Below are 24,701 nucleotides of genomic sequence, written 5' to 3'. Positions count from 1 at the left end.
AAATGAACATTACTCTGGAAGATAATAGCATTCAGGAACAGGTCATAACAAAAAATTTTTATAGAAGTCTGGTCATTTCAAGCTTAGATGAAATGAAAGCCGGAACTCTGTGTTTAATAGAGCCTGATGGAACTATTATAACACTCGGAGGTGGAAAGCTTGAATCTACAAATTATTATAATTCAGGTTTTATAAAAATTCATTCCTTTGATTTTTATAGACGTTGTGTATTATACGGAGACATAGGTTTTGCAGAAAGTTATATGGAAGAACTCTGGGATACTGATGATTTAAGTAAGGTTTTATCCTGGTTTCTCTTGAATATAGATAACAACCCATCTCTCTCAGGAAGTAAAATGAAAAATATTGGAATAAATTTACTAAAAGGAATAAATCTTTTATTGCATCGCTTTCGTGAAAATTCCATAAAAGGGAGCAAGAAAAATATTGTAGCACATTACGATCTGGGAAATGATTTTTATTCTTTGTTTTTGGATAAGACTATGACTTACTCCTCGGCAATATTTAAAACTTATAAAGAGGATTTGGAGGAAGCTCAGATAGCAAAGTATTCTTCCCTCGCAGAAAGTTTACAATTAAAACCGAATATGCATATTTTAGAGATAGGAAGCGGCTGGGGAGGATTTAGTCAATTTTTAGTAAAAGAATATGCTTGCAAAGTTCATACAGTAACTATTTCGGATGAGCAATATAAATATGTTAAAAATATAATAGAGCAGGAAGGACTTAAAGGAAAGCTTACGGTAGAATTATCGGATTATAGACTATTAAAAGGAAGTTATGATAGGATAGTATCAATTGAAATGTTAGAAGCAGTTGGAGATAAATACTACGAAACCTATTTTAAGAAATGTCATGAGCTTTTAAAGAAAGATGGTCTTTTGGGAATCCAGGTGATTACATCACCGGACTCCAGATATGAAGAGATAAAGAAAGGAGTTGATTTTATACAAAAATATATATTCCCGGGTTCACTGATTCCTTCCCTGGCAAGGTTGAATAAGGCTATAAATAAAACAGGAGACCTATTCATGCACAATTTACTGGATATGGGTTTAAGCTATGCTCACACATTGCGTTTGTGGAAAGAAAATTTTAATAGAAAGTTAGAAGATGTTCGAACTCTCGGATTTGATGAGAAGTTTATAAGGATGTGGAATTATTATCTTTCCTATTGCGAAGTTGCTTTTCAAATGCGAAATATAACGGTAGTTCAGGCTGTTTATACAAGACCTAATAATCTCAGTCTGGGATAATTCTATATAAGGGGAAAACGTAAATCAATCACATTTACATACTCAGATCCGGAGGTATCGAGGTGGTTCCTGGAACAGCTTAAATTTAGAGAACCACCATGTTTTTTAATAACTCTATCAGCATAGGTGAGACCCAGACCGGAATCAAGCCCCGGTATATCCTCAAAAATAACTTTGGTGTTTCGAAAAAAAGGTTCTAAAATATATTTTTCATCTTCCGAAAAGTATTGTTTTTCGGGAAGATCTTCTCTGGGAGAATTTAAAATTGAAATACAAAAATGTATGGTTTCCACCCTAAAAAGAATATAAACATTTGAGTTCTGGGAAGAAAAGCGAAGAGCATTAAACAATAATTCCTTTACAGCGTCTGCAAAATGCTTTTTATCAATCATTATACTTTTATCCGTTGTTTCCGGAAAAGTTCCTACAATAAACTCAATACCTCTTTTCTGTGAATACTCTTCTATTTCTAATATTAGAATTTCTAAGATCTTTAAAATTTCAGAAGGATGTATTGTTTCAGTTTTCAAGTTATAGCGAATTACATTTTCAATTTTTTCCAACATACGAATAACATCTTCTGCTACGACAGCGCTCTCATATAGTAAATCCATAGCTTCAAGAGGGATGAGGCAGTTTGTTCCTTCAACAATAGCCATTGCTTTAATTAAATTTAGACAGGAGATGATATTTCCAAAACCTTTTCCCTGACTTAAGCTGGTGCGGAGATTTTCAACAAGAGCTTCTTTTTCTTTATTCAGACTGTCCTCTGCCTTGTTTTCCCTCCAGGTATTCCAATAGATTCGTTCCTGTAGCTCTTTTTCCTTTTTATCATCAGAAGTTCGTTTAAACTTTCTTAACTCATAAAGTTCAATTGCTTTGCTGACCTTCATGAGAAGTTCTTCATTAACAATGGGTTTCAGTATATAGTCAAAAGCACCCCTGCGAAATGCTGCCATCCGTCTTTCTATATGGTTCTGGGGTAATAAAACTAAAACCGGTATAGAAAAACCCAGTTCTTGAAATTTTAAAAAAAGATTCTTATCCTCCTCACTCAGAAAATTATAGTCTAAGACAATTGTGTGAATACCCAGGGGATTTACAGTCAGCGCATTTATTGCATCACGACTATTAGAGGCCGGAATGACAGTAAAACTATAGGATAAAATATCCCTCAAGATCTCAAGATTATCATTGTCAGTATCGATGCAGAGGATCGAATGTTTATGGGGCATTATATTTTGATAGGATTCTTATTTTACAAAAAATAGCAATGTTTTTTCCAATAAATATAGATGCAAAAAGGAAAATTAAGCTATAGGAACAAAATTATATTTGTTTAAACCGGGACTCATTGAGCCCCGTGAAAATCTATTTTTTTCTTCTTATATACATTTTAATTACGTCACTTGTATTTGGAGCGGTATTATCAGAGAGGAGCATTTCCTGTTCTTCATAGTAATATTCGTCCTCTTCTATTTCTTCTTTCTTTTTCTTTTTATCTTCGCCACTCATTTCCTGAGATTGTTTTTTTAACTTCAGAAGCTTTTGTAGATTTTCCATTCTCTCATTTTCTTCTTTTACTTTTTGAGCATACGTGGCTTCCGAAGTTTTTACCTGTTCTTTTTTCCGAGAACGAGTTCTTACTTTTTTTCTCGTTTTAATATACTTTTTCGATTTATTAATATGGCTTAATTTTTCTTTCGGCTGTAATTCTTCTTTAGGAGCTACAAAATGGGAATACACAATCCGTTTAATCTTATTTTTAGGAATCTTATAATAAATAGAATAGGAGTGTAATAGTATATGGTTTATGTTCTGATCGGTTATTCTTCCTGATAGGGCATTACCATTCACAAGAATTACCGTTTCAGAAAAAAGCGGCAGGGTTAAAAAAGCGAAAAGAGAAAAAGTGCTGAGCGATTTTTTAAAGGCCATATTTTTCCACCCATTTTTATGATTTATATATGTACTATTTTTAGAACGCCGCTTATCTGTAAAGAGGAAAGTACAGGAAAAAAACATTTCCCCAAATAAAAAATTTCCTGCGTTTTATTTAATAGATAGAGCTGGTTTTAAAAGACGCGCATTAATGAGTCTCGAAAAAGAAAATGATTGTAAAATCTACATTGTGAATAAAGCTTACCGGTATAAAAATATATAAAAGATAATAGGAAGAGAGAATGGCTTTTGATATTGAAATGATACAGGCATCTTATGCCAATTTTCCTGAAAGAATAAAAAACGTTAGAAAGCTTTTAAATCGCCCTCTAACGCTCACTGAAAAGATTCTTTATGCTCACTTATGGGAAAACCAGGTTCCGGAGAAGGCATTTGAAAGAGGAGTTTCTTACGTTGAATTTACTCCTGATAGAGTTGCCATGCAGGATGCCACAGCGCAGATGGCACTTCTGCAATTTATGCAGGCCGGAAGAAAAAAAGTTGCTGTACCGAGTACTGTACACTGTGACCATTTAATCCAGGCAAAAGACGGCTCAAAATCAGATCTGGAAGTTGCCGTTAATACAAATAAAGAAGTTTATGATTTTCTCGCTTCCGTTTCGAATAAATACGGGATTGGTTTCTGGAAACCAGGTGCCGGAATCATTCATCAGGTAGTCTTAGAAAACTATGCCTTCCCGGGTGGAATGATGATTGGAACCGACTCTCATACAGTAAATGCGGGTGGACTTGGCATGATTGCTGTGGGTGTTGGTGGAGCAGACGCAGTTGATGTAATGGCAGGAATGCCCTGGGAGCTAAAATTTCCTAAAATCATCGGTATTAAACTGACCGGAAAAATGAATGGTTGGGCTTCTGCAAAAGATGTAATTTTGAAAGTAGCCGGAATTTTAACTGTGAAAGGTGGAACCGGTTGTATTGTTGAATATTTCGGAGAAGGCGCTGACACCATCTCTTGCACAGGAAAAGGAACCATCTGTAATATGGGGGCTGAAATCGGTGCTACTACTTCTATCTTTGGCTACGATGAAAAAATGTCAGCTTATTTAAAATCTACAGACAGAGCTGATGTAGCAGGACTGGCGGATGCAATCGCTGAGCATTTAAGGGGAGACAAAGAAGTTTATGATGACCCCGAACAGTATTTTGACCAGGTCATTGAAATCAACCTTTCTGAGTTAGAACCCCACATTAATGGACCTTTTACACCTGACCTGGCCTGGCCTTTATCTCGTTTTGCTGAAGCGGCTAAAGAAAATGGTTATCCGGACAATCTGGAAGTCGGACTTATCGGTTCCTGTACCAACTCCTCCTATGAGGATATTACCCGTGCTGCTTCTGTTGCGAAACAAGCTGTCGATAAAAAACTTAAAGCTAAAGCTGAGTTTACGATTACACCGGGTTCCGAACTGGTTCGTTATACAATTGAAAGAGATGGGCTTTTAAAAACATTCCATGAAATGGGAGCAGTGGTTCTGGCAAATGCCTGCGGACCCTGCATCGGTCAATGGAGTCGACATATGGATGACCCCAAACGTAAAAACTCAATTATAACTTCTTTCAACCGTAACTTTGCAAAAAGAAACGATGGAAATGCAAATACCTATGCTTTTGTAGCCTCTCCTGAAATTGTAACAGCTTTTTCAATTGCCGGAAGTCTTTCTTTTAATCCTGTGAAAGATACTCTGAAAAACACAGAGGGAAAAGATGTAAAGTTAGATCCACCTACGGGAGATGAACTCCCTTCCAAAGGGTTTGCGGTAGAAGATGCCGGTTATGTGGCTCCCCGGAAAGATGGTTCCGGTGTAGAAGTTATCGTGAAATCGGATTCAGAGCGCTTACAGCTCTTAGAAGGGTTTAAACCCTGGGAAGGAAATGATCTGATAGGCTTGAAACTTCTAATAAAAGCGAAAGGAAAGTGTACTACCGATCATATTTCAATGGCCGGTCCCTGGTTAAAATATAGAGGACATCTTGATAATATTTCCAATAACCTGCTTATTGGTGCCGTAAACGCTTTTAGTGGAGAAACTGATAAGGTGAAAAACCTTTTAAGTTCTGAATATGGCCCGGTTCCTAAAACAGCCAGAGAGTATAAAAAGGCAGGTTTTGGTTCCATCGTAGTGGGTGATGAAAACTATGGTGAAGGTTCTTCCCGTGAACATGCAGCGATGGAGCCAAGGCACTTGGGAGTTCGTGTGGTTCTGGTGAGGTCTTTTGCGAGAATCCATGAAACCAACCTGAAGAAACAGGGAATTCTGGCTCTGACTTTTGCAAATAAAGAGGATTACGACAAGATTCAAGAAGAAGATGTAATTGATGTTCTTGGTCTGAAACTATTCAGTCCGGGAGTTTCCCTGACTCTTGTTTTAAACCATAAAGATGGAAGTAAGGAAGAAATTAAAGTAAACCATACTTTTAATAAGAACCAGATTGAATGGTTTAAAGCCGGTTCTGCTCTAAACCTGATTAAACAACAGCAGAAATAAGTAGCTTCTTTGGGGTAGAAACTACCCCATTTAGGAAAAGAACATGGATGAAATTCTTCAACTCCAGGAAAGGGTGCGAAATGCTATTCTGGTTGGAGAAAGTGATTTCCGTGAATTTAAGTCTGCCCTCGAAGGAAAACCCGACAATAAAAAGCCGGGTTCTGTAAAGCGAATCTGTGAAAAAATTTCTGAAGCTCTGGTGGCTTTTGCCAATACAGATGGAGGGGAGCTCCTTATCGGTGTAGAAGATGACACCACGATAACAGGGGTTCCTCATTCAGAAAAAGAAATCCTGATGATGCTTAACTCTATTCGAACTCATGTTATGTCAGGGCAAAAACTTCCTATGGTTTATGCTCTCAAAGTAAAACTGGATAATAAATTTGTTCTTTTTTTTCAGGTAGAAAAAGGAAGCTCGGAAATTTATCAACTTCCTGACGGTAGAGTTGTAGTTCGAAAAGATAAGCGAACTGTTCCGGCCAATGTAAGACGGCTTCAATTTGAAAGGCAGGAGGTGAAGTCCAGAGAATACGACAGGAAGTTTGTTGACGGAGCCAGCATCTCGGATCTCGATCTACCACTTATTCAAAATCTTGCGGACGGTTTTTTGAAAGGTTTGACTGTTGAAAAATATCTTCAGCAGATTGGATTGGCAGAATATGCAATTAATGGACTCAGACTCAGGGAAGCTGCACTCTTGCTTTTTGCGAAAGATATTAATCGCTGGCATCCGCGTTCTCAGGTCCGGTTCCTGAAAGTAAAAGGAAGCAGCCTTGAATCAGGAGAAAAATATAATGTAGTCTCTGATGAAACTGTTCATGGAAACATTTTTGAACTCATTATAAAATCCTGGGAGCGTTTACGACCTTACCTCGCTTATAAAACCGAATTTGGCGCAGATGCCCGTTTTGAACAGAAATACATCTACCCGGAAGATGCCTGTAAAGAAGCGATTCTGAATGCAATTGTACATAGAGATTATAATAATTCTAATGGAATTGAGGTTTATATTTATGATGATAGGATGGATATACGTAACCCGGGTGCTTTACTTTCAACCCTGACAGTAGAAGATCTGTATATACTTGATAATCGACACGAATCCCGTAATGCCAGGATTACAAATGTTTTAAAAATCAGTAAATTTATGCGAGAAATAGGAGAGGGGATGAAGCGTATTTTTCGCTTGATGGAACAGAGTGAACTGAAACGGCCCATCCTGTATTCGAATACAAATTGGTTTACGGTAACTCTATTTAATAAATCTGTATATACTCCCAAACAGGAACAGTTTATTAATCTTTTCAGTGCTTACCCTTTAAGCCATAACCAGAAACAGGTAATTTTATTGGGGATGGAGGGAAAGGCCATTGCTCCTCATGATATTTACCTGGCAATGAATACCGCAGATCGAGATACTTATGACAAGGAAGTCAGTGGATTACGCAAAATGAAGCTCTTGCAGGAAATTCGAACCAATGCTCAGGCCAGTATTTATGCTAAAAAAAACCAGATTAGTAAACAGAAAGTTCATCGATTTAAGGTTCGGCTTCCAAATACCGGTTTGTCAGATACAAAAACCGGTAATTAGGAATTTTTATTCCCAAAATTCAAGATTTTTTGAAATAACAAAAATTACTTGTATATAAATCGGTCTATGATACTGGTTAAAAAGTATTTTCTATTATAATAGACCTCATTAAAAGAAAAGAAAACTGCGATGCAAAATCAGACTCAGGATAACAATAAAAAGGTGAAGCAAGGGGTAGAATCCGAGTCCAAATATCCTTTTATTAATGTCATTAATGAAAGGGAAGCCATGTCTTTAGGGGTGAACCCTAATAATAATTACCAGCATGCTATATTGAAGAAGATTAAATCCACTTCTACCATGCAAAATGCTCAAAAAGGCTTACTTTTCCAGCCAAATACTTTTTATCTTGAGCCCATGAAAATTAGTCAGGAAAACGCTATTTCGAGTTTAAACCGACTCGTAATGAACCAGCTTATTACCCACATTGTATGTTTTGAATTTAACCTCGACACAAAAGCTCTCGGGGTTGCATCATTTTTTGTGACCCATCCTGCTGAAATTACTCGCACAGGTATTGATGATTTATATGAGCAGCTCATTCGGTATTCTTTTAATTCTTTGCGTTTATGGTATGATTCTCGCTCCGAATTAGATCCAAAAGATTTCTACAAAGATCTCGAAACCCAATATAAAGCAAAAAAAGGTCTTCCTTCCGTAAATTTAAAAAATGTTTTTAATCCGAATAGATCCTTAAGAAGTTTGAAACACAAAGTAATTTTGTCTGAGGACATGATAACTCACATTTCCCGCGAACTTTCTGAACGATTGGTAAAAGAAAAAATGGCAATTCCTATCAAAGGGCACGGGCTTCTGGTTCTAAAGGAAAATGAGATAATTCCTCATTACGAAATAGCCTGTAGGTTCATGGATGAGGTAATCTCACCCTCTCTCAAATCGGATCCCATTTTAAAATTCAAACTGGATAAAATTGCATTTGAAGAAAAAACCTATTTTCTTCTGGATAAGTATCCGGTTCAAACTTCAAAATTCAATATCAAAAGGGCAGAAGAGATACGGCTTATAAAATCTACCGGCAATAATTTGGGATATTATCCCGGTTCTCTGGCTATAGAAAGTATCATAAGTTTTGAAGAACTGGTAAATACAAAATATAAAGAAATCTGGGATGAAGAAGTTAATAAAAGCAAAAAAGAATTTAAATCACCTCTTATCAATCCGGCAGGTGGCTGGTTAAAATTAATAAAATTCATTAATGATGAAGACTCATTAAATTATCCTCCAAGACTCTGGCAGGAATTGGTTGTGGACAAGGACTTATTTTATCTGCTCTGGGAAAATCAGAATACCTCGGTCCATATTTTTACTTCTAAAGAAGAACCTCTGATTCATACTATTATAAAAGGTGCATCGAATCTTCCTCTAACTGAATTATGGAAGGTCGCAGCAATAAAAACGCTGGTAGAGAATAAACAGCTTCAGTTAAAATCTTTGTTTAAAGATAAGGACTTTGTACACTCCTTTCATAAATTGTTGCGTAAAGTTTATATGAATTATCTTCCCTGGTACAAGAGATTTTTTCTTCTGATACCCTTTTTAGAGAATACTTTTTTTGGAACAGCCAATGAAAATTTAATGCAAGAACAGAAGAAACTGGCAAAAGAAAATAAAACAAAAAAAGAAAGTTTCTACGTAAAACAGGAAGATGAGAAAAAAGAGATTCTTAATAAACTCAAAGAAGATTCCTTAGTAATCTCGATTAATGAAACTCTGGATATTTTTTACTTTGTGAGAAATTCGGTTCCCATAGTTGATGATGTTAAAAGTTTTTATCCTGATTATGAAATGCAGTCTTTTCTAAATATTTTAAACGAAAGTAAATTTCAAATTGTTTTTCCTGAATCAAAAGAAGTGCCCGAATCCGGAATACTTCTCTATCCAAAAGACAAGGACTGGAAAGAAAAGAAAGAAAAGCTCAAGAAACAGATGAGTAATATTTTAGAAGGTCAAACGAACTCTTATAAATTCAATCCGGATAAAAGTCTTATCGAAAGACTTAAGAAACTCCTAAATTTCTTGAATAAGTAAATCCTGATAGAATCCCCCTTATGTAGGGGGATAATTTGCTTAGATAGTTTTTGCTGACAAACTAAAATTTGGCAACAAGTCCGAGGATGACTCCATTCTGGTAGCTACAGGGTCTTCCTCTTTCATCAATAAACTGATCGCCCATACCCCAGTCTCTTCTGAAGTCAAGTTTTACAATAATATGTTCAGAGTAAATGTAAGTAGGAGTAATGGTAAATGTACGTACCTGGCCTAAATTTCCGGAAGCACGTAAACCATATTGATCCAGGGTTAATAAATCATACCTGTATTGAGGAGTTATCCCTGCACGAGGAGGGTTACTGGCATAGGGGCCTCCATATCTACTATCATCTATATATTCGTATCTCAGACCCAGACCCATTTCTTTGGTAAAGAAATATTGCAGGAAAAATGCATATGTATTATTGATTCGCTTCACTTTATTGCCATCTCTACCGAGTGAAACATTCAGACCGGGAATGGTTCCCTGCGGAATCCCTTCCTTTATATAGGCACCCGAATTGGCTGCCATTCCACCCGATTTTTGATAGAAGCTCCAATCAATAATAAAACTTAATCTTTCAAGTAAATGAAAGGTGAAATAGATATTATTAATAAAGTAATAGTCATATTTTATTTTATAGCCCGGACTGGAAGGAGTAGGGGCGTTTGCTATCTGATTATAATAATATGTTTGATTATCAACTCTACCATTGGCATATTCATTACCATAGATAGTATTCCAACTCATACTTACCTTTTCTTTGACTACATCGCCTTCTAATTTCGTCCCGACGGTTTGTGCTTTGGTAGAACCCACATTGTAATAATGCTGGTTTGTATCGGCTAAAAATTCCTGAGCATTTGTATTTCTTTTGTTATAATTAATATAACCCGTTCCTGTTACGTTATCATAGAAATACAGAGTAAAAGCCCAGCTATCACTCAAAGTCGCTTTGGCCCTTGCTCCTGTTGCAATAAAAGGAATATTATAACTCAAATACCCCATTGTATAAGTATAATTATCCTTAGATTCAATGGCATCCACTTCAGCATGACTTGTCATTTTTCCCATGTCAAATTGTATTCCTTTATAAATGGGAAAATACAAACTTACATAGGCCTGCTGAAGCATGTTCATGTTGAAAATAGAATTGGAAACATAGGAAGAGTTTTCCTGAAATGCATTATTCTGACCGTTTTGAAAATCAATTCGGAAACCCCAGGGACTTTTTTTCTCAGGTACTTTTTCTATATCTAATTCAACCGAACTAACAGCAAATTGTTTATTATACTTATGCATGGTTCCGGCATGATTTACCTGGGCTCCCTGGGAATTGTTCATAGTGTAATTGTAATAAACATCCACAAAGCCTGAAAAATTCACCTGATTGTACCATTTCTTCTCATACTCTTTTTGAATCATTTCCTTTACGGTGTCAATCTTAGGCTCTGAAGATAAGTCCTGTGCCAATACCGAGACTGAAAAGATGCTGAGAGTATATATGATGATAATTGTAAGAATTTGATTTACCTTTACTTTCATAAATGCAAAGGTAAATCAAAGAGATTTTATTGGTAGAAATAAAATAAAATGTAATTAGGAAAAATTAAAAGTTTTTAAGTTTTTTTATTCCGAATTGTTTTTGAATTCTCTTATCAATTACAGGCAGATTTCTTTTATCTAAAATTATATCCATTTCATTATCGACTTCTATGCTGATAAAATTTTCAGAAGAATCATCGAAAAGTCTGTCAATATCCCTGACGGAATGGACCGGTCTTCCATTTACTTTTTCTACTATTTTCATGGAAATATGGTGATACCCATTGTTGGATATATCCGGAAAAACCTGTGACAGAATTACGAATTTTCCTTCTTCTCCCGGCTTGTGATACTTATGATAATCATGAAGATAGAGGAGTTTTTTATTTATTTTAGATCTCCACCTGAGTCCCCATTCTTTCAATAAAAACTCACTCAGATCTAAAAATACAAAACCGCCTCGTATTAGATAATCCGGATTTTTTCCCTGGTAATTCTTATAAGGAATTTTTATAGCTTTATATGGAAAAGGTTCTAATTTGAGTTTGAATTCATATTCTTTTTTATTTCGAATTACCTTGAGCGGGAGCTCTGAATGTAAGCTAAAACCAAATTCATCACCACAATTGGAAAGGTAAGCAAGGGATTGCTTATCAAAATTCGGATGTTGAAAATATCCACGAGAATCAATAGCTTTATTTCCAAATTCCGTAACTATATCGTCAACCTCTAATATTTCTTCAGCCGAAGAATAAGGAATAATCTCCGTTATAAGAACTCCATTTTGAGAATTAGATAAACCAAAATACTCTTTGGTAGCATTGTCTGTTAGCGGCCTATAGCTAAATCCTAGATGTGAAAAAGGGGAGCCATTGACTTTATCGATCTGCTCCAGGAAGCGTTGAATAATAAAACCGGGGATAGCTTTTCCTGAATTTTTTCTGACATAAAAATTATGAAGTAAGCCTATTGCTCCCTGCCCATTTATGATTAGTTCACCATTTCCCCTATGTTTCTCTTCTGAAACTATATTCAGATAAGGTAAATCCGTATGACCCATACCATATTTTTCCATATCGATCGCATTCACCTTTCCATTTGCTTCCTGTATGGCTCCTGCATTATCCAACTGAACAATTGAAACTGTTTTCATTAGCTCAATGGAACCTTTAAATGTAAGGGGTTTTAGATCTTTAAAAAAATCAGGATCTTTAATACTTAATAAACTTAGATTTGACTCATAATCAACTCTTACAGGAAGAGCTGGTGAAGGCGTATAGGAAGAAAACTTTTTTACTTCGATAAGGGTATAATTTTTTAAGTAGGAAGTTAGAGCAAGGATACGTTGTCCTTCTACTACAATTCCAACAGCCATTTGAGTATGAGGCTTTTTCGGTCTCCATGGCATATAGTAATTGGGGGCTTGAGCAGTGATTCGAACTTGAACAATACTTTTTCTAAGCTCGCTCTCCCTGTATTGTTTCGTAGGTGGTTCTTCCGAAAAAAGGAAAGAAATCGGAAGAGTAAGTAGAGCAAAAAAGACAAGTTTTTGTATCTTCATATTATTTATCCAGATGGTAAATTTTTTTAATTTCTTGATCCGCTTTAAGTATTTCAGAAGTTTTTAATATTAGAGGAGTTTTGAGGTCTCTAAATCTAAGAACAATAAATTCATTTTTCATTTCTCTTCCAACTACTTCTTTCATATGTTTTAGATTCTTAATAAGAACACCATTGACTGAATGCAAAATTAGGTTTAAAAAGTAATCGGAAGACGAATTTGTTTGATGAGCCAACTTTCTATAGAAAACAACATCTGAATCTACATCTTTATTTAAACCATCTTCTATAAAATAAAAGAATCGATATAAGAATTGACTTCCTCCCTGTGTTTCTTGACTCTTCCCCCATTCCTGCAAAAGGGAACGAGAGTGTTCCTGGAAAACTAATCCTCCCAGTAATAAATAATCAAAACCGGTATCATAGGAGTTTCTCATGTATTCAAAGTCATACATTTTCTTTGCAGGAAATTTCAATTCCAACATTTTCCCCTGACGAAAAACCTTTAATGAGATAGGTTCTTTTGCATGTTTGTTATCTACTACTTCAACAAAATCAATGCGGGTATCCTTGTCTAAAATAATCGTTCCATTTTTTCCTATCGGAAGTCCATCAATAGAAACAATTAAATCATATTTTTGTAAATATCCTTCAGCACTTCCTCCTTTGAAAACCTGTTTCACAAGGACCCCATCCAAATTGTCCGGGATATTTAAGTATTTACGCAGGTCGGGATTGAATGAGTTCATAGTTCGAACCCCAAGCTCAACGTAACCATTATATTCTCCATCTTGAATGTCATCGAGGAAGTATTTTATTACGGTTGTTGGAATCAAATACCCAATATTTTCTCCACGAGTAGCTACCTGAAAAGCAACTCCGGCTACCTTTCCCGCCTGGATGGCAGGCCCACCCGAATTGCCCGGATTAATAGCAGCATCTACCTGTATAACAAGATGACTATCAATCTGGGAATGTGCATAGGTGGATTGTTCTTTACGGGAAACGATTCCACGGCTAACCGAAATTTTATCTCCTCCTATAGGGAAGCCCACTACCAGAATGGGAGAGTTTAATTCCGGAATAGCCCCAAATTCAAATGAATAAGAATCTTTGTAAAACTCAGGATTTACCGCCTGCAAAAGAGCAAGGTCACAATCATGGGCAACAAAAAGACGCTTTACTTCATACCATTCTGACTGGTTATGTCTTTGCACTTGAATAAATTTGGCATTCGAAATCACATGGGCATTTGTAAGAATTTTATCTTTCTGGATAATGAATCCGGTCCCGGTGCTTGCGCTTAAAGTTCCTGCTTGCCAGGGAGAGTAAGGATCCATACCCTGAGAAAACACTTTTATTTGAACTACCCCTTTACGAATCGTTTCAAAATCGAGTTCCTTAGAAACAATGGGAGAATTTATCAATAGGATAAAAAACAAAGCTAAGAGTAGCTTAAACAGATATTTCATTAACTCTAATTTCCTTTTTTTGATTTGGATATAAAAATTCGCTTATAAGGTAATTTCAATTTTATTCATGAAATGTAATGGCTTTTTTTTTAATAGGTGTCATAATGGAAATTAATTATTCAGGGAAAGAATGGAATACTGGTTTATTAAAGCAATAATTTTCATTACTATCGTCATTACTCTCGGTTTCTTCACCACAATATTTAGAAGGCCCTATACCTCAACTAAGATCTCCTACGGGCTTTTTGGAGTTGCTCTTATTCTATGGAACTTAAATAATCTGGTAGTGGATTGGATAATCAAACCCTCTTTTAGTTTACATTACCTCCATTCCTTCCTTTCAATGTTCACCTTTTATCTTGGAGTAGTTTTTGCCCTTCATTTTCCTTTTTATAGACGAAGAGAATCCCGATTAAATCATTATGTAAGTTTTATTGGAGGAATAGGGTATCTAATCCTGATTCAGACACTTTGCGTACCTCTTATAGAGGAATATTATCCTATAGAAAGTCGTTTTTTTCTAAAAATTAATGAGTTTTTATACCGAGCCTTTACGTTTTTATGCATACTTTCTTTCACTGTCATTATCTTTTTTAATCTTTCCAATACAATAAAAAGTCTTAAACGTTTTTTATACCGTGCTCTCACTTTATTGTCAGTAATTACAGGTTTCATTATCTCATATAATTACTCATATAGGGAACGATTCAATCTTTTTTCTACCGACATTCCTGTAGAATTTATAGATATGATTTACCTTTCCATTCTTGGATATGCTATTTATTATTTTCGTTTTATTGGATATTATCCCAGTTTACTGTCTTATTTTATTATGGGTGAATATGCAACCCTGGTTATCCAAAAAGTAGAACCTGCCTCCAGGGAAGGGGCTCAGAGCCTTAAGGATTATCTCTGGAGAATTTACGAGTCAGAAAATTGGAGGGATTTTGTTGATGAGTTCTGGTTTAATATTGTAATCGATGAGACTATTGACAATGCACTTGAACATGGAGGAAAACGCTCTTATGATGTAATTACCGTTTGTTTATATGAGTCTCCAGAATACCTTGATTTATATGTAAAAGATATGGGGAAAGGATTTGAACCATCCGGAATTCCGGACCCAAGGCTCCCGGAAAGGAAAACAATACCTACCGGAAGAGGCATCCATATTTTAAAAAAATTATATAATGTGAAATGGAATTTTATCGGAAACGAAATTCGTGTGAGGATTCCAAAAAACCAGGAAATGCAATATTAATGGCCGGCGAATTCGCAGATGGAAAATGTATCTACTCCAAATTCCTCTTTAATTAGGTTTTTACCGCCCAGATCCGGTAGATCGATAATTACAGCGGCTTCGTGTACAGTTCCACCCAGGCGCTGAATCAGCTGAATAGAGGCCTTAATGGTTCCTCCGGTAGCGATTAAATCATCAATAATCAGAACTCTATCTTCTTTCGTAATGGAGTCACTATGAATTTCTACCATATCGGTCCCATATTCAAGCTGGTATTCCTGGGCTATGGTTTCACCGGGTAGCTTTCCTTTTTTTCGGATAGGAACAAAACCTATACCGAGCTGAAAGGCAATAGCAGCTCCGGGAATAAAACCTCTGGCTTCTATTCCGGCAACCTTAGTTATCATTTTATCTTGATAACGGGCTACAAAAGTCCCAACAGTCAAAGCAAAGCCTTCCGGATCTATCAATAGTGATGTAATGTCTCTGAACATTACGCCTTCTTTAGGCCAATTCGGAATCGTTCTGATCTTTGATTTGATTATAGACATGTTACCATCGAATATTTTATAAGAAAGATGTAAATAAATTTTTAAGAAAGATAAAACAGGAGAGGGGTATTAAAGACCCCTCTTATATCTTAGTGAATATTCACTGTTTTTAAAGCTTTGATTCTCTCTTCGAGAGGAGGGTGAGATGAAAACAGGGAAATTCTACTTCCGGAGATTTTCAGGCTGGCCAGGGCTGCTCCCCTATCGTCAACAGCTTCATAAGTCCTTCTCAGGTTTTCAAGAGCAGCTATCATATTCTCCCTTCCGGCAAGTTTGGCACCGCCCAGATCAGCTCTGTATTCTCTCATTCTTGAGAAGTAAGCCACTACCATCGAACCAAGGATACTGAACACTATATCCAGAATAATGGTACTTACAATACGAACTATAGTTTCCAACTCCTCTCGAACCATATTCCCTATTGCAAAACTAATGATCCTGGAAAGAAAAAGTGCAAAAGAGTTTACTACTCCCTGTATAAGGGTCATCGTTACCATGTCTCCATTTGAAATATGGGAAATTTCATGGGCTAAAACACCCTCAATTTCGTTTTCATTCATATTTTCCAGAAGACCGGTTGATACGGCAACTAATGCACTGGATTTAGTAGGCCCGGTGGCAAACGCATTGATTTCCGGTGATACATATACTCCTACTTCCGGCATAGGAATCTTTGCTGTCGCACTCAACCTTCTAACTGATTGAACTATTCCGCTATAAGCTCCCGCATTTCTTTCATCGATGACGTTAACACCCATCATCCATTTTGCCATTACTTTGGAAAGGGCAAGAGATATAAGTGCTCCGATCATCCCCCATAAAGCACAGGTGATAATTAATGCACTATAGTTTAAACCCGCTTCTTCAATATAACCATTTAAACCCAGAACAGATGTGATAATTGAAATAGTGGTTATGATTAATATATTGGTAAGTAAAAAGAGTCCTATCCTCTTAAACCATGCCATATTGTTTTAGCTCCTTTTTATCAGTCAAACAACCTAATTTTGTACGATCTAGATGGTCTCAATTCTTTCGCAAGATAAATAATTTCAAATTTCTATTTTTCTGTATTATTGTTTTGTTCTTTTTGAGATTTATATTTTTCTTCCAGAACTTCTCGAAGACTTATTTTTTCAAAGGAAGTAATCCATTTTTTGTCTACAAAAATATCCAGGCATATAGGAAGCGTATCAATGGGAACATTCATACAGAGCTCGGCAAAATCATTGAAAGAAAGAGTTCCTTTCTCTTTCATCTTTGATTCCACATCTTCAACCAGAAAACTGGCGATACGAAGCTGAACAAAAACACTGGTATATTCTTCCAGAAATAAAATATAATCATCATCATTATTAATGCTCGCAAGATGATGGGCAAGGTCATAATATTGAATATCTTTTGCAGCCAGTTCTTTTAGACTCGAACCCAGTTCCTTAAAAAAACCGAGCATCTTATCCGATTTTAAAGTACCCATTGATATCATTAATTTTATGGTGCCTATATTAATTTTATCAAAAAGTAATCTTGTAATATGAAAAGAACTCGGACGATTAATTAACTTTTGAAAGAGAATCGCATATTCAGTTTTACTCAAGTAAGACCAATACGTGTCCATAATACTGGGAACCGGTTTTTTCTGTAGAATCGCTTTATGGAATGAGGTAATGTGACAGAAAAAAAGTTCTTCCAGTGCCTCATGCTGAAATAGGGGATTTTGGAGGATATTTTTAACCAGGGAGGCATCCACAAAGCGCAGGTAATAATCCAGAAGATAGGTAAACCCTACATCTTCCTGAATACGCAAAGAAAGGGCAGCCGGTGAAATTTTCGATAATGCCAGTTCAATTTTACTAAAATTAGGAACCGGCTTATTAATTAAGTCATCAAACTCCGAGAAGATTTCCTTCAGATTCAATCGTTATACTTCCTGTCGTTTTTTTTGGTACAATGTAGATAACAGAAAGAGTACAGCAAGTAGTGTGTAACTCAAGGCAAAAATATAATTTGGTGAAAAATTATTTAAAATAGCATTTCCGCTCAGGTTGAAAGAATGGATGAGTCCGGTTAATGATAAAGCAGCTGCAATTAAACTCCAGAAAAATGATTTTTTAAATTCCTTTTCTATTATGAATACACAGATAGCTGACCAGATCATGGAAACCAACAAAAATCCCTGTGATAATGAAAGTAAACCACCCAGAGTGTAAGGGAGAAAAGGTAGATTCAGAGGTACATCCGATAGTTGAATCGAATAGGCCTTTTGAATGGCTTCGGTCTTCAGTATTCCCTGTAATTTTCCATTTGCAAAATTAAATACACTCTGTATAATTAACACAGCCCAGCCGGCAAAAGCCGGGAATAGGCCCACTACTATAGCCGGTGAATGTTGGGGGGGGCTCGCAGAAAAAGCCTGAGAACCGATAATAAAACCTATCCAGAGAATAATTGCCATCCCGGCTTCTATGGGAATTAGAGCCTGTAAAATCCCCATTAACCCGAAAAGGCAGACTATCGTCATAAAAACACCATTTAAAACGGAATATCCAGCTCTGGCGCCTAATCCTTTCCAACCCGGATGGCCTATATAAATGGTAGTTGGGAAGGGGGAACCAAAAAGGGTTCCGACAAGGGTCCCTGCTCCATTTATAAGCAAGGAACTTCGGGTTTCAAATCTATCTCCGGCAGCTTCGGCGGATTCTATGTTTTGTAGAGAACCTACCACATTGAAAATTCCCATAGGTATAATGACAGACAGGTAATCTTTTACATTTTTATCAAATAATCCACTTAGAAAGTCATTCAAGGAAAATACGGGAAAATAAAAACCCAGATGGGCACCTGAACCGGCAAGCGCTTTCGAATCCATGAAAGACTTTTCCTGCCAGAAACCGGTAGACCAGGCAATAGCCGTTCCTACTAAAACCGAAACCAATCCTCCGGGGATTCGAAAAGGAAAACGAAATTTTCCAAAATATTGTAATAAGATAATTCCTAAGGGTACAAAAGCAATCAGGGGATTCTGAAAAGTCCGTATTAAAAAATCCATGGAAATAAAGGTCATGGCTATTCCGGCCAATGCAGAAAGAAGAGCTGCTCTGGGTGTAGCTTTTCGAATAAAATCAGCGACGAAAGCACCGAAAAACTCAATACAACCACTCCAAAAACTTGCTACCAGCCCTATTTTCCAGGCCAGCTTATAATCACCGGATTGGATGTATACCGGTAACATTACAAAGAAAATGAAAGCAAAAAGGGAAACGGTATTCACCCCGTAAGGCAATGCGGTAACATCATCCCGGTTTTCCTTTTTTGCCAGTCTGGCAGCCTGATACGCATAGAAAAAATTCCCAACGATAAGAGAGATGGCAATTCCGGGTAAAACCACTCTATAAAGAAACTCCAGCGGGAAACCCAGCACAGAGTGACACAAACCCAATAAAACCAGAAGCTGAATGAGATTATCTACCATCAAACCAAAAAAGCCATCAATATCTCCGGCCACGAACCATCTAAAATTTTTCATATTTCTACCTTTAAAAATCAATATCCTTATTAGAAATGATTACATCTTTAAAGAAAGGCTCTCCATCTACTTTTATAGAGAGTATTTTTTCTCGAATTGCGGAGAGGTTAATTCCCTGAGATTTCAGAAGTTTACGATTTAAAGAAATTTGACCTGTTGTTGCGTAAGAAATTAAGCTCTGTGATTTTCTGAGTTCTTCCGGAAGTAAAGAATCTACAATCAGAAAAATGTCTTTCATATCCAGCCTTTTTCCTCCTGAGATTTCGGGCATAGGGGCACAACCATGATCTGCAGCAAGAGCTAAAATATATTTATCTTTCAGGTTTTTATCCATTAATTCGATTAACTTCCGAATATCTTCATCCGCTTTGCGAAATGCTTCCTTTACTTCAAGAGATTCCCAGCCGTATAAATGGCCGGCTGCATCGATGGCTTTCAGATTGTAAAAAACCAGATCTGTTTTTCCATCCCGATGTAAATTTTTATCGAAGATTTGCTTTTGTATCATCCGGCGAAGAAATTCTCCCTGTGCTTCCAACTCAGCATTCCCGGCCATCACAAAATCCCAGTATTTTTTTAGCTCATCTTTTTTAGTCACTTTAAAATCTCGAAAAACTCCGTTTGGATTTTGTTTCAAATGACTTTCAATGGGATGAGGGTAGGGGATATCAGGTAAGGTATAATATTTTTCATCGGTAAACCATTTTCCGGTATACTTATTCATCCAATAAACAAAATCTCTATCTCCTTCCGGGGATGAAGCACCGTGTCCTGCCATCCCGATGGCAGCTCGAATGGCATAACTCTGGCTAATAATGACAGACTCATTCTGAAAGTGTCTGTCTACAGTATCAGCAAAACTTTCCGTCAACATCTCAGTGGGTTGAACCGTTTTATTATCTATATAAGCCGGTTTTATGGAAACCTGTCCGTTGAGAACTGAAATTTTTTTATTGGTCAAAATACCATGTTTGATCGGAAACGCTCCGGTGCCTATAGACGCATGGCCTACAGCTGTATGCGCATCAAGGTGGCTGACTTTTGCATTGGGGAAATAAGCGGAACTTTGCATTAAAGAACGAATGAATTTGCCTTCTTCCGGATGGGCTTCAAATAGAACCTGCCCGCCCTGATCAATCACAATAAAAAGAATCAATTCCGGAATTTCTTTAGAGTCTTTCAGAATATAATTTAAAGAAGAATTTGTGACTCCATTCGGTAAGGGAGAGTGAAGGATTTTAGAGAGAGTAGGGACTATATGCTGTTGTTGTATTTCTTCAGAATAAATTCCGTTTCGAAACCATTTATCTCCTTTTAGTAATAAAGGAATTCTGGTATCATAATCATAAGAACTAAAATGGATGGTGCAGGCTGTTTGCAAAGAGACAATGTCGTCCATTTCTTTGTAAGAAAGTTCTTTTTGAGCCTGTAAGTCTTTTATGGTTCTACCGTATTTTGCGAGTTCTTTTTCTAAATCCGATTTCTTGTAGGTCGAAATGCTTTTTTCGAAAATCCAATCCAGATCTACTAAATTATATTTGTTAGGAACCAGAACGAGATCGATTTCACCCGGGTTAGAGTTTTGAATCGCTGTCTGATAGTTTTTAGTTACGGAACTGCATTCTATTAATAAAATGAATAAGAATAACAGAGGAATTACACCTGTGAAGAAACTCATGTTTCCAAAAAATAAGTCTCCTTACAGGTGTAAATAGGAATTTCTTACTTTGCCATCTCCTGTTTTGCCAGTTTTTCACGGGGAATAATCGCAGTACCTTCCGGGGTTTCGATTGTAATCTCTTTTTCTCCCATAGAACTTATGACTCCCCTTAACTTTGTACCATCTGAAAGAGTGATGACTTCTAACTTTTTGTATTTTTTACGGATCATTTCTTCCGTAGATTTCTCTCCATAAAACTTTATTGTATTATCATCTTCTTCAGCAAAAGAAAATTCGCGTTCCAATGAGGCATTTAAGCTACGTTTTTCGAATTTCTGATTCTGGACTTCAACGACTTCCTCATTGGCCTGAACAACGATTTCTTCCAGACTTTTGTTAATTCCATTGATAACTACCTGACCTTCTTTTACTCCCAGTTGAGTTCGGATTTCTCCATCTTTTGTCTCAACTTTTATAAGAAACAGTGTGCCCCTAACACCCGCTACAGCAGTTGGTGTTTCTACCTTGAATGATTCCTCTTTATTTTTTTTGTTAACTGTTGAGATAAGAGTTCCATTTAATAATTTTAATTCAGTATTTTTCTTATCCGGAGATAGTTCTTGTAAAACAAGATTCGTTTGGGATTTAAGCCTGATTTTGGCACCCGATACTAATAATAATTCCAGATAGGAATCTTTTCCTGTTTCAATTTTATCTTTTTCTTCGAGGCTTGAGCCAATGCTAATTTTCTTTTGCATACCGTTCTCAGAAGTAACAGTAATCGTACCCTGTATAAAACTAACTCGGGCCCTAAAAATATTAGGTTCTTCATTTTTTCCTTTGCATTGAAATAATACAGCAAAGATAATTATAAATAAATAAACTGATTTCAATTGTTTCATGAATTCCTCCCTGAATTATTTTAATAAAATTTGTTTCTTTATTTGACTTCTGGCGATTTTCTTTCTTCCTTCTACAGTTTCCATTTCTACATAATTTGGGTTCATGTCAACAATCACACCCCTGTATTCTGTTCCATTTTTAAGAATGATTTTTTCAAGACGCTTGTATCTTTCATATAATAAATCTTCCGGAGAAGTAGTTTTTCCGGTTCTTGATTTTGCAACCAGAAAGTTCTTACTTTTTAGATTTTGGTCTTTATCAATTTCAATGCCTTCACCCCTATATAGGACTTTTTCTGTAGAAGATTTTTTTGAGAATACCGCAACAGAACCTTCATAGACATGTATTTCTGTATGTTGCTCAGCTCGAGTTCTAACTAAAAATTTGGTTCCTCTTACCTCTGCCAGCAATTCATTGGCACTTACAATAAATTGTTCTGCTTTTTTTAATTTATTAATGGTAAAGAAAGCCTCTCCTTTTATTAAAATGACTCTTAATTCATCATCCTTTTTGAAAATCTGCAATTCTGTATGCTGACTTAATCTTACAAATTTTCCATCACCCAATTGAACCCTGGCTTTTTGTTTATGAGTAGAAACCAGTTCCGCATGGAAAAAAGAATCAGATTCGGACAAACGTTTGCCCGTAAAATTTCTATAAAGCTCTCCTTCTATAACCATAAATTGAGCTTTATCCTGAGCTGCAAGTTTCTGATTTTTTGTAGTGGGATTTTGCAGAATAGAAAGAAGAAAAAACGAACCGGAAAAGAGTAGGGCTATTCCCGCAGCAATGGCAGCAACATTTCGATATATTTGAAAAGGAAGAATTCTAAGCTTAGGATTCACTTCTTCCGGATAGGCTCGCTTCCAGAGTTCTTTTGCTTCAGGGAAAGAACTCGTTTTAGGTTCAACTTGTTTCTTCAAGAGCCTTTCTATTAATTCAACTTTCCTGGAGTATTCATTCGTACCTGAGCCCTGAATATACTCTGCTACCTTCTTCTCAATTTTTTCTGTACTTTCCTTTTTCATAACTCTGCCTTACTCAATCAGGAAAAATTTCTCTTTCTTCTGCCAATTCTATTAGCCTGGCTGTTGCTTTAACCACAAGTCTGGATATAGTCGATATAGATAAATTCATGATGTCTGAAATCTGTGATAAAGTCATGCCTTCCATATTTTTTAAGATAATTGCAGTCCTCTGTTCTTCTGGTAATAAAAGAAGACAGTCCCTGAGTTTTTGCTCCATATCCTTTAACTCTTCTTTTTTTTCAAAAGAGTTCTTCTGGCTCCCATAATAATCCGTATCTACTACAGAAAGCTCTTTCCGTGTTGAAAACTTTTTACTGTAGTTTATAGAGCTATTTTTTGCAATGGTGTATAACAACATAATGGATTTATCTTCTGGAAGATTACTTTTTCCATAAATTCGGAAGAAATTTGTAAAAGTATCCTGCATTAAATCCATAGCAGTTTCTTCATTACCTGTATATTTATAAAGATAATCAAAGATCCTTTTACAGTATTTCTGATATAGTTCCTCCATTGCAATCTCGTCTTGCATCCAAACAAGCAGAACATGCCTCTAAATGTTTTTCAAGACAAAATTTGAACTCTTCTTAGTTCTTTAGACAATTCAGTGAACTATATTTTTCCTCCTATCTTTTTTTTTCTTTAAAACCTAAAAAAATATCTTGATTTTAGAAATAATAATCAGGAGTAATCTGGCAATTTCTTTTTACAAAAACAGGTAACTACCTGTAGCATAAGTTATGTTATGCTACAGGTATTGGGATGAAAAAACATTTAGTATCTTCATTTTCCAACAGAGCTTAATTCTTCAGCTAAAGACAAAATTTCTCTTGCTCTTTCTGCTAAAAGCGAATATATCTCGAGTTCATTGGTTCCTTTCTTGCGAAGTTTCAGGTCGCGGATTCTATCCTGTATATAATTGGTAGCTTTTTCTATATTTGTTATTTTAATGTAGTCTTCCTGAGTCATAGCCTATTATACTTTTTGAGTTTATATTCCGTTTTTGTAGATAGCCTCATTTTGTCATCCTTTTTAGTGGAAGTCTTTATAGAGCTTTTTAAATAGAATTTTCTCCAGCAAAGCCGGAGCAAAAAGTCTCATCCATTTTACAAAAATCCCGGATCTATCCATGGTAACCAGTCTGGCGTTTGGATCTTCTACTGCTTTTATCATCCTTTCTGCGACTTCTTCGGGTGTCTTTAACCTGCCTCCATGCTGCGCCTCGTTCAAAGTTTTTCCACTGGAATCCAGTCCTGAAGTCCTTAGATTTGTTTTAGTGTAAGGGGGACAAAAAATAATGGATCGAACTCCGAACTCAGAAAGTTCAATACGTATGGATTCAAACACAGCATGTAAGGCAGACTTCGATGATGAATATACAGAACGCCCCGGTATTCCATAAAGACCGGAAACGGTTGAAGTGCTAATAATAGCTCCCCTGGCTTTTTTTATCATTTCTATAAGTTTTCGAGTAAGGTAAACACCACCAAAAAAGTTTATATCAAATGTTTTTTTAAAAACGCTCATATCCATCTCATCAAAACGTCCATGAGCTGTAATCCCTGCATTATTAAAAAAAACATCTACCTTATCTACAGAATCCGCTATCACTTTATAAACAGCATCTATCTCCATTTCTTTGCTAATATCACATTGGATCTGGGTAACTTTTGCCGTAGAGGTGGAATTTATTTGTGTATCTTTTAAATCTATGGCAAATATTTTACAGTCTACGGTTTGAAGCTTCTCTCTTATAGCAGCACCAATACCACTTGAGCTACCGGTTATAACAATTACTTTTCCTTCCCAAAATTTTTGGTTCATATTTTTACCGAAATCTATATTTT

General features: G+C 36.2%; 20 protein-coding genes. 5 read left to right on the top strand and 15 right to left on the bottom strand.

All coding sequences use genetic code 11. From position 1 onward, the window contains the following. Positions 1-2 precede the first annotated feature (2 nt). The gene (locus H7A25_21460; GenBank protein MCP5502480.1) at positions 3-1,277 is read left to right on the top strand and encodes a class I SAM-dependent methyltransferase; all 1,275 of its coding nucleotides are present in this window, start codon (positions 3-5) and stop codon (positions 1,275-1,277) included. A 2-nt stretch (positions 1,278-1,279) separates the two neighbouring features. On the opposite strand, the gene H7A25_21455 is transcribed toward H7A25_21460, so the two are convergent. Both H7A25_21455 and H7A25_21450 read right to left on the bottom strand, forming a co-directional pair. Beyond that, on the bottom strand, positions 1,280-2,512 hold the full coding sequence (locus H7A25_21455) for a response regulator (GenBank protein ID MCP5502479.1): 1,233 nt from the start codon (positions 2,510-2,512) through the stop codon (positions 1,280-1,282). Positions 2,513-2,648: 136 nt separating this feature from the next. Continuing rightward, the gene (locus tag H7A25_21450; protein ID MCP5502478.1) at positions 2,649-3,215 is read right to left on the bottom strand and encodes a hypothetical protein; all 567 of its coding nucleotides are present in this window, start codon (positions 3,213-3,215) and stop codon (positions 2,649-2,651) included. A 245-nt stretch (positions 3,216-3,460) separates the two neighbouring features. Between H7A25_21450 and H7A25_21445 the strand changes: the two genes are divergently transcribed. The 3 genes from H7A25_21445 (at position 3,461) to H7A25_21435 (ending at position 9,368) form a co-directional block, all read left to right on the top strand. Continuing rightward, positions 3,461-5,728, top strand: a complete 2,268-nt coding sequence (locus H7A25_21445; GenBank protein ID MCP5502477.1) for an aconitate hydratase — start codon at positions 3,461-3,463, stop codon at positions 5,726-5,728. A gap of 43 nt (positions 5,729-5,771) precedes the next feature. Next, positions 5,772-7,319, top strand: coding sequence for a putative DNA binding domain-containing protein (locus H7A25_21440; protein ID MCP5502476.1), 1,548 nt, complete (start codon positions 5,772-5,774; stop codon positions 7,317-7,319). Between the two features lie 129 nt (positions 7,320-7,448). Next, a complete protein-coding gene (locus H7A25_21435; GenBank protein MCP5502475.1) occupies positions 7,449-9,368 on the top strand; it encodes a hypothetical protein in 1,920 nt (639 codons plus the stop codon). Positions 9,369-9,429: 61 nt separating this feature from the next. Here the strand turns inward: H7A25_21435 and H7A25_21430 are convergent, their stop codons facing one another. From H7A25_21430 to H7A25_21420, 3 genes are all read right to left on the bottom strand, one after another. Next, the gene (locus H7A25_21430; protein MCP5502474.1) at positions 9,430-10,914 is read right to left on the bottom strand and encodes an outer membrane beta-barrel protein; all 1,485 of its coding nucleotides are present in this window, start codon (positions 10,912-10,914) and stop codon (positions 9,430-9,432) included. Positions 10,915-10,978: 64 nt separating this feature from the next. Beyond that, entirely contained in the window at positions 10,979-12,475 is a 1,497-nt protein-coding gene (locus tag H7A25_21425; GenBank protein MCP5502473.1) for a serine protease, read from the bottom strand. 1 nt (position 12,476) lies between these two features. Next, on the bottom strand, positions 12,477-13,946 hold the full coding sequence (locus H7A25_21420) for a trypsin-like peptidase domain-containing protein (protein ID MCP5502472.1): 1,470 nt from the start codon (positions 13,944-13,946) through the stop codon (positions 12,477-12,479). 130 nt (positions 13,947-14,076) lie between these two features. On the opposite strand from H7A25_21420, the gene H7A25_21415 reads away from it, so the two are divergent. After that, a complete protein-coding gene (locus H7A25_21415) occupies positions 14,077-15,207 on the top strand; it encodes an ATP-binding protein (protein ID MCP5502471.1) in 1,131 nt (376 codons plus the stop codon). Here H7A25_21415 and H7A25_21410 read toward each other — a convergent pair. The 10 genes from H7A25_21410 to H7A25_21365 form a co-directional block, all read right to left on the bottom strand. After that, positions 15,204-15,737 carry an adenine phosphoribosyltransferase gene (locus tag H7A25_21410; GenBank protein ID MCP5502470.1) on the bottom strand — a complete coding sequence of 178 codons (534 nt, stop codon included), beginning with the start codon at positions 15,735-15,737 and terminating at the stop codon, positions 15,204-15,206. The genes H7A25_21415 and H7A25_21410 overlap by 4 nt on opposite strands. Before the next feature lie 89 nt (positions 15,738-15,826). Continuing rightward, on the bottom strand, positions 15,827-16,705 hold the full coding sequence (gene htpX, locus H7A25_21405) for a protease HtpX (protein MCP5502469.1): 879 nt from the start codon (positions 16,703-16,705) through the stop codon (positions 15,827-15,829). A gap of 92 nt (positions 16,706-16,797) precedes the next feature. Continuing rightward, entirely contained in the window at positions 16,798-17,655 is an 858-nt protein-coding gene (locus tag H7A25_21400; protein ID MCP5502468.1) for a hypothetical protein, read from the bottom strand. 3 nt (positions 17,656-17,658) lie between these two features. Further along, a complete protein-coding gene (locus tag H7A25_21395; GenBank protein MCP5502467.1) occupies positions 17,659-19,263 on the bottom strand; it encodes an NCS2 family permease in 1,605 nt (534 codons plus the stop codon). A 10-nt stretch (positions 19,264-19,273) separates the two neighbouring features. Beyond that, positions 19,274-20,941: an alkaline phosphatase family protein gene (locus H7A25_21390; protein MCP5502466.1), complete on the bottom strand. Its 1,668-nt coding sequence runs from the start codon at positions 20,939-20,941 to the stop codon at positions 19,274-19,276. Positions 20,942-20,985: 44 nt separating this feature from the next. Further along, positions 20,986-21,825, bottom strand: a complete 840-nt coding sequence (locus tag H7A25_21385; GenBank protein MCP5502465.1) for a FecR domain-containing protein — start codon at positions 21,823-21,825, stop codon at positions 20,986-20,988. Between the two features lie 15 nt (positions 21,826-21,840). Then, a complete protein-coding gene (locus H7A25_21380) occupies positions 21,841-22,854 on the bottom strand; it encodes a FecR domain-containing protein (protein ID MCP5502464.1) in 1,014 nt (337 codons plus the stop codon). Positions 22,855-22,867: 13 nt separating this feature from the next. After that, on the bottom strand, positions 22,868-23,368 hold the full coding sequence (locus tag H7A25_21375; GenBank protein ID MCP5502463.1) for a sigma-70 family RNA polymerase sigma factor: 501 nt from the start codon (positions 23,366-23,368) through the stop codon (positions 22,868-22,870). Positions 23,369-23,637: 269 nt separating this feature from the next. Further along, positions 23,638-23,823 (bottom strand): hypothetical protein, encoded by a 186-nt coding sequence (locus H7A25_21370; GenBank protein MCP5502462.1) that lies wholly within the window; start codon positions 23,821-23,823, stop codon positions 23,638-23,640. Positions 23,824-23,886: 63 nt separating this feature from the next. Further along, entirely contained in the window at positions 23,887-24,678 is a 792-nt protein-coding gene (locus H7A25_21365; protein ID MCP5502461.1) for an SDR family NAD(P)-dependent oxidoreductase, read from the bottom strand. Between the last annotated feature and the right edge of the window lie 23 nt (positions 24,679-24,701).

The organism is Leptospiraceae bacterium (assembly GCA_024233835.1).
Lineage (GTDB): Bacteria > Spirochaetota > Leptospiria > Leptospirales > Leptospiraceae > JACKPC01.
This window is presented reverse-complemented; position numbering and strand designations above follow the sequence as displayed.

Bases quoted from the DNA above. Each gene is read 5' to 3' on its own strand.
- H7A25_21415 (MCP5502471.1), top strand. From the start codon at position 14,077: ATGGAATACTGGTTTATTAAAGCAATAATTTTCATTACTATCGTCATT.
- H7A25_21365 (MCP5502461.1), bottom strand. From the start codon at position 24,678: ATGAACCAAAAATTTTGGGAAGGAAAAGTAATTGTTATAACCGGTAGC.
- htpX (MCP5502469.1), bottom strand. From the start codon at position 16,705: ATGGCATGGTTTAAGAGGATAGGACTCTTTTTACTTACCAATATATTA.
- H7A25_21430 (MCP5502474.1), bottom strand. From the start codon at position 10,914: ATGAAAGTAAAGGTAAATCAAATTCTTACAATTATCATCATATATACT.
- H7A25_21375 (MCP5502463.1), bottom strand. From the start codon at position 23,368: ATGGAGGAACTATATCAGAAATACTGTAAAAGGATCTTTGATTATCTT.
- H7A25_21425 (MCP5502473.1), bottom strand. From the start codon at position 12,475: ATGAAGATACAAAAACTTGTCTTTTTTGCTCTACTTACTCTTCCGATT.
- H7A25_21380 (MCP5502464.1), bottom strand. From the start codon at position 22,854: ATGAAAAAGGAAAGTACAGAAAAAATTGAGAAGAAGGTAGCAGAGTAT.
- H7A25_21410 (MCP5502470.1), bottom strand. From the start codon at position 15,737: ATGTCTATAATCAAATCAAAGATCAGAACGATTCCGAATTGGCCTAAA.
- H7A25_21435 (MCP5502475.1), top strand. From the start codon at position 7,449: ATGCAAAATCAGACTCAGGATAACAATAAAAAGGTGAAGCAAGGGGTA.
- H7A25_21390 (MCP5502466.1), bottom strand. From the start codon at position 20,941: ATGAGTTTCTTCACAGGTGTAATTCCTCTGTTATTCTTATTCATTTTA.
- H7A25_21445 (MCP5502477.1), top strand. From the start codon at position 3,461: ATGGCTTTTGATATTGAAATGATACAGGCATCTTATGCCAATTTTCCT.
- H7A25_21420 (MCP5502472.1), bottom strand. From the start codon at position 13,946: ATGAAATATCTGTTTAAGCTACTCTTAGCTTTGTTTTTTATCCTATTG.
- H7A25_21370 (MCP5502462.1), bottom strand. From the start codon at position 23,823: ATGACTCAGGAAGACTACATTAAAATAACAAATATAGAAAAAGCTACC.
- H7A25_21455 (MCP5502479.1), bottom strand. From the start codon at position 2,512: ATGCCCCATAAACATTCGATCCTCTGCATCGATACTGACAATGATAAT.
- H7A25_21385 (MCP5502465.1), bottom strand. From the start codon at position 21,825: ATGAAACAATTGAAATCAGTTTATTTATTTATAATTATCTTTGCTGTA.
- H7A25_21395 (MCP5502467.1), bottom strand. From the start codon at position 19,263: ATGAAAAATTTTAGATGGTTCGTGGCCGGAGATATTGATGGCTTTTTT.
- H7A25_21450 (MCP5502478.1), bottom strand. From the start codon at position 3,215: ATGGCCTTTAAAAAATCGCTCAGCACTTTTTCTCTTTTCGCTTTTTTA.
- H7A25_21460 (MCP5502480.1), top strand. From the start codon at position 3: ATGAACATTACTCTGGAAGATAATAGCATTCAGGAACAGGTCATAACA.
- H7A25_21440 (MCP5502476.1), top strand. From the start codon at position 5,772: ATGGATGAAATTCTTCAACTCCAGGAAAGGGTGCGAAATGCTATTCTG.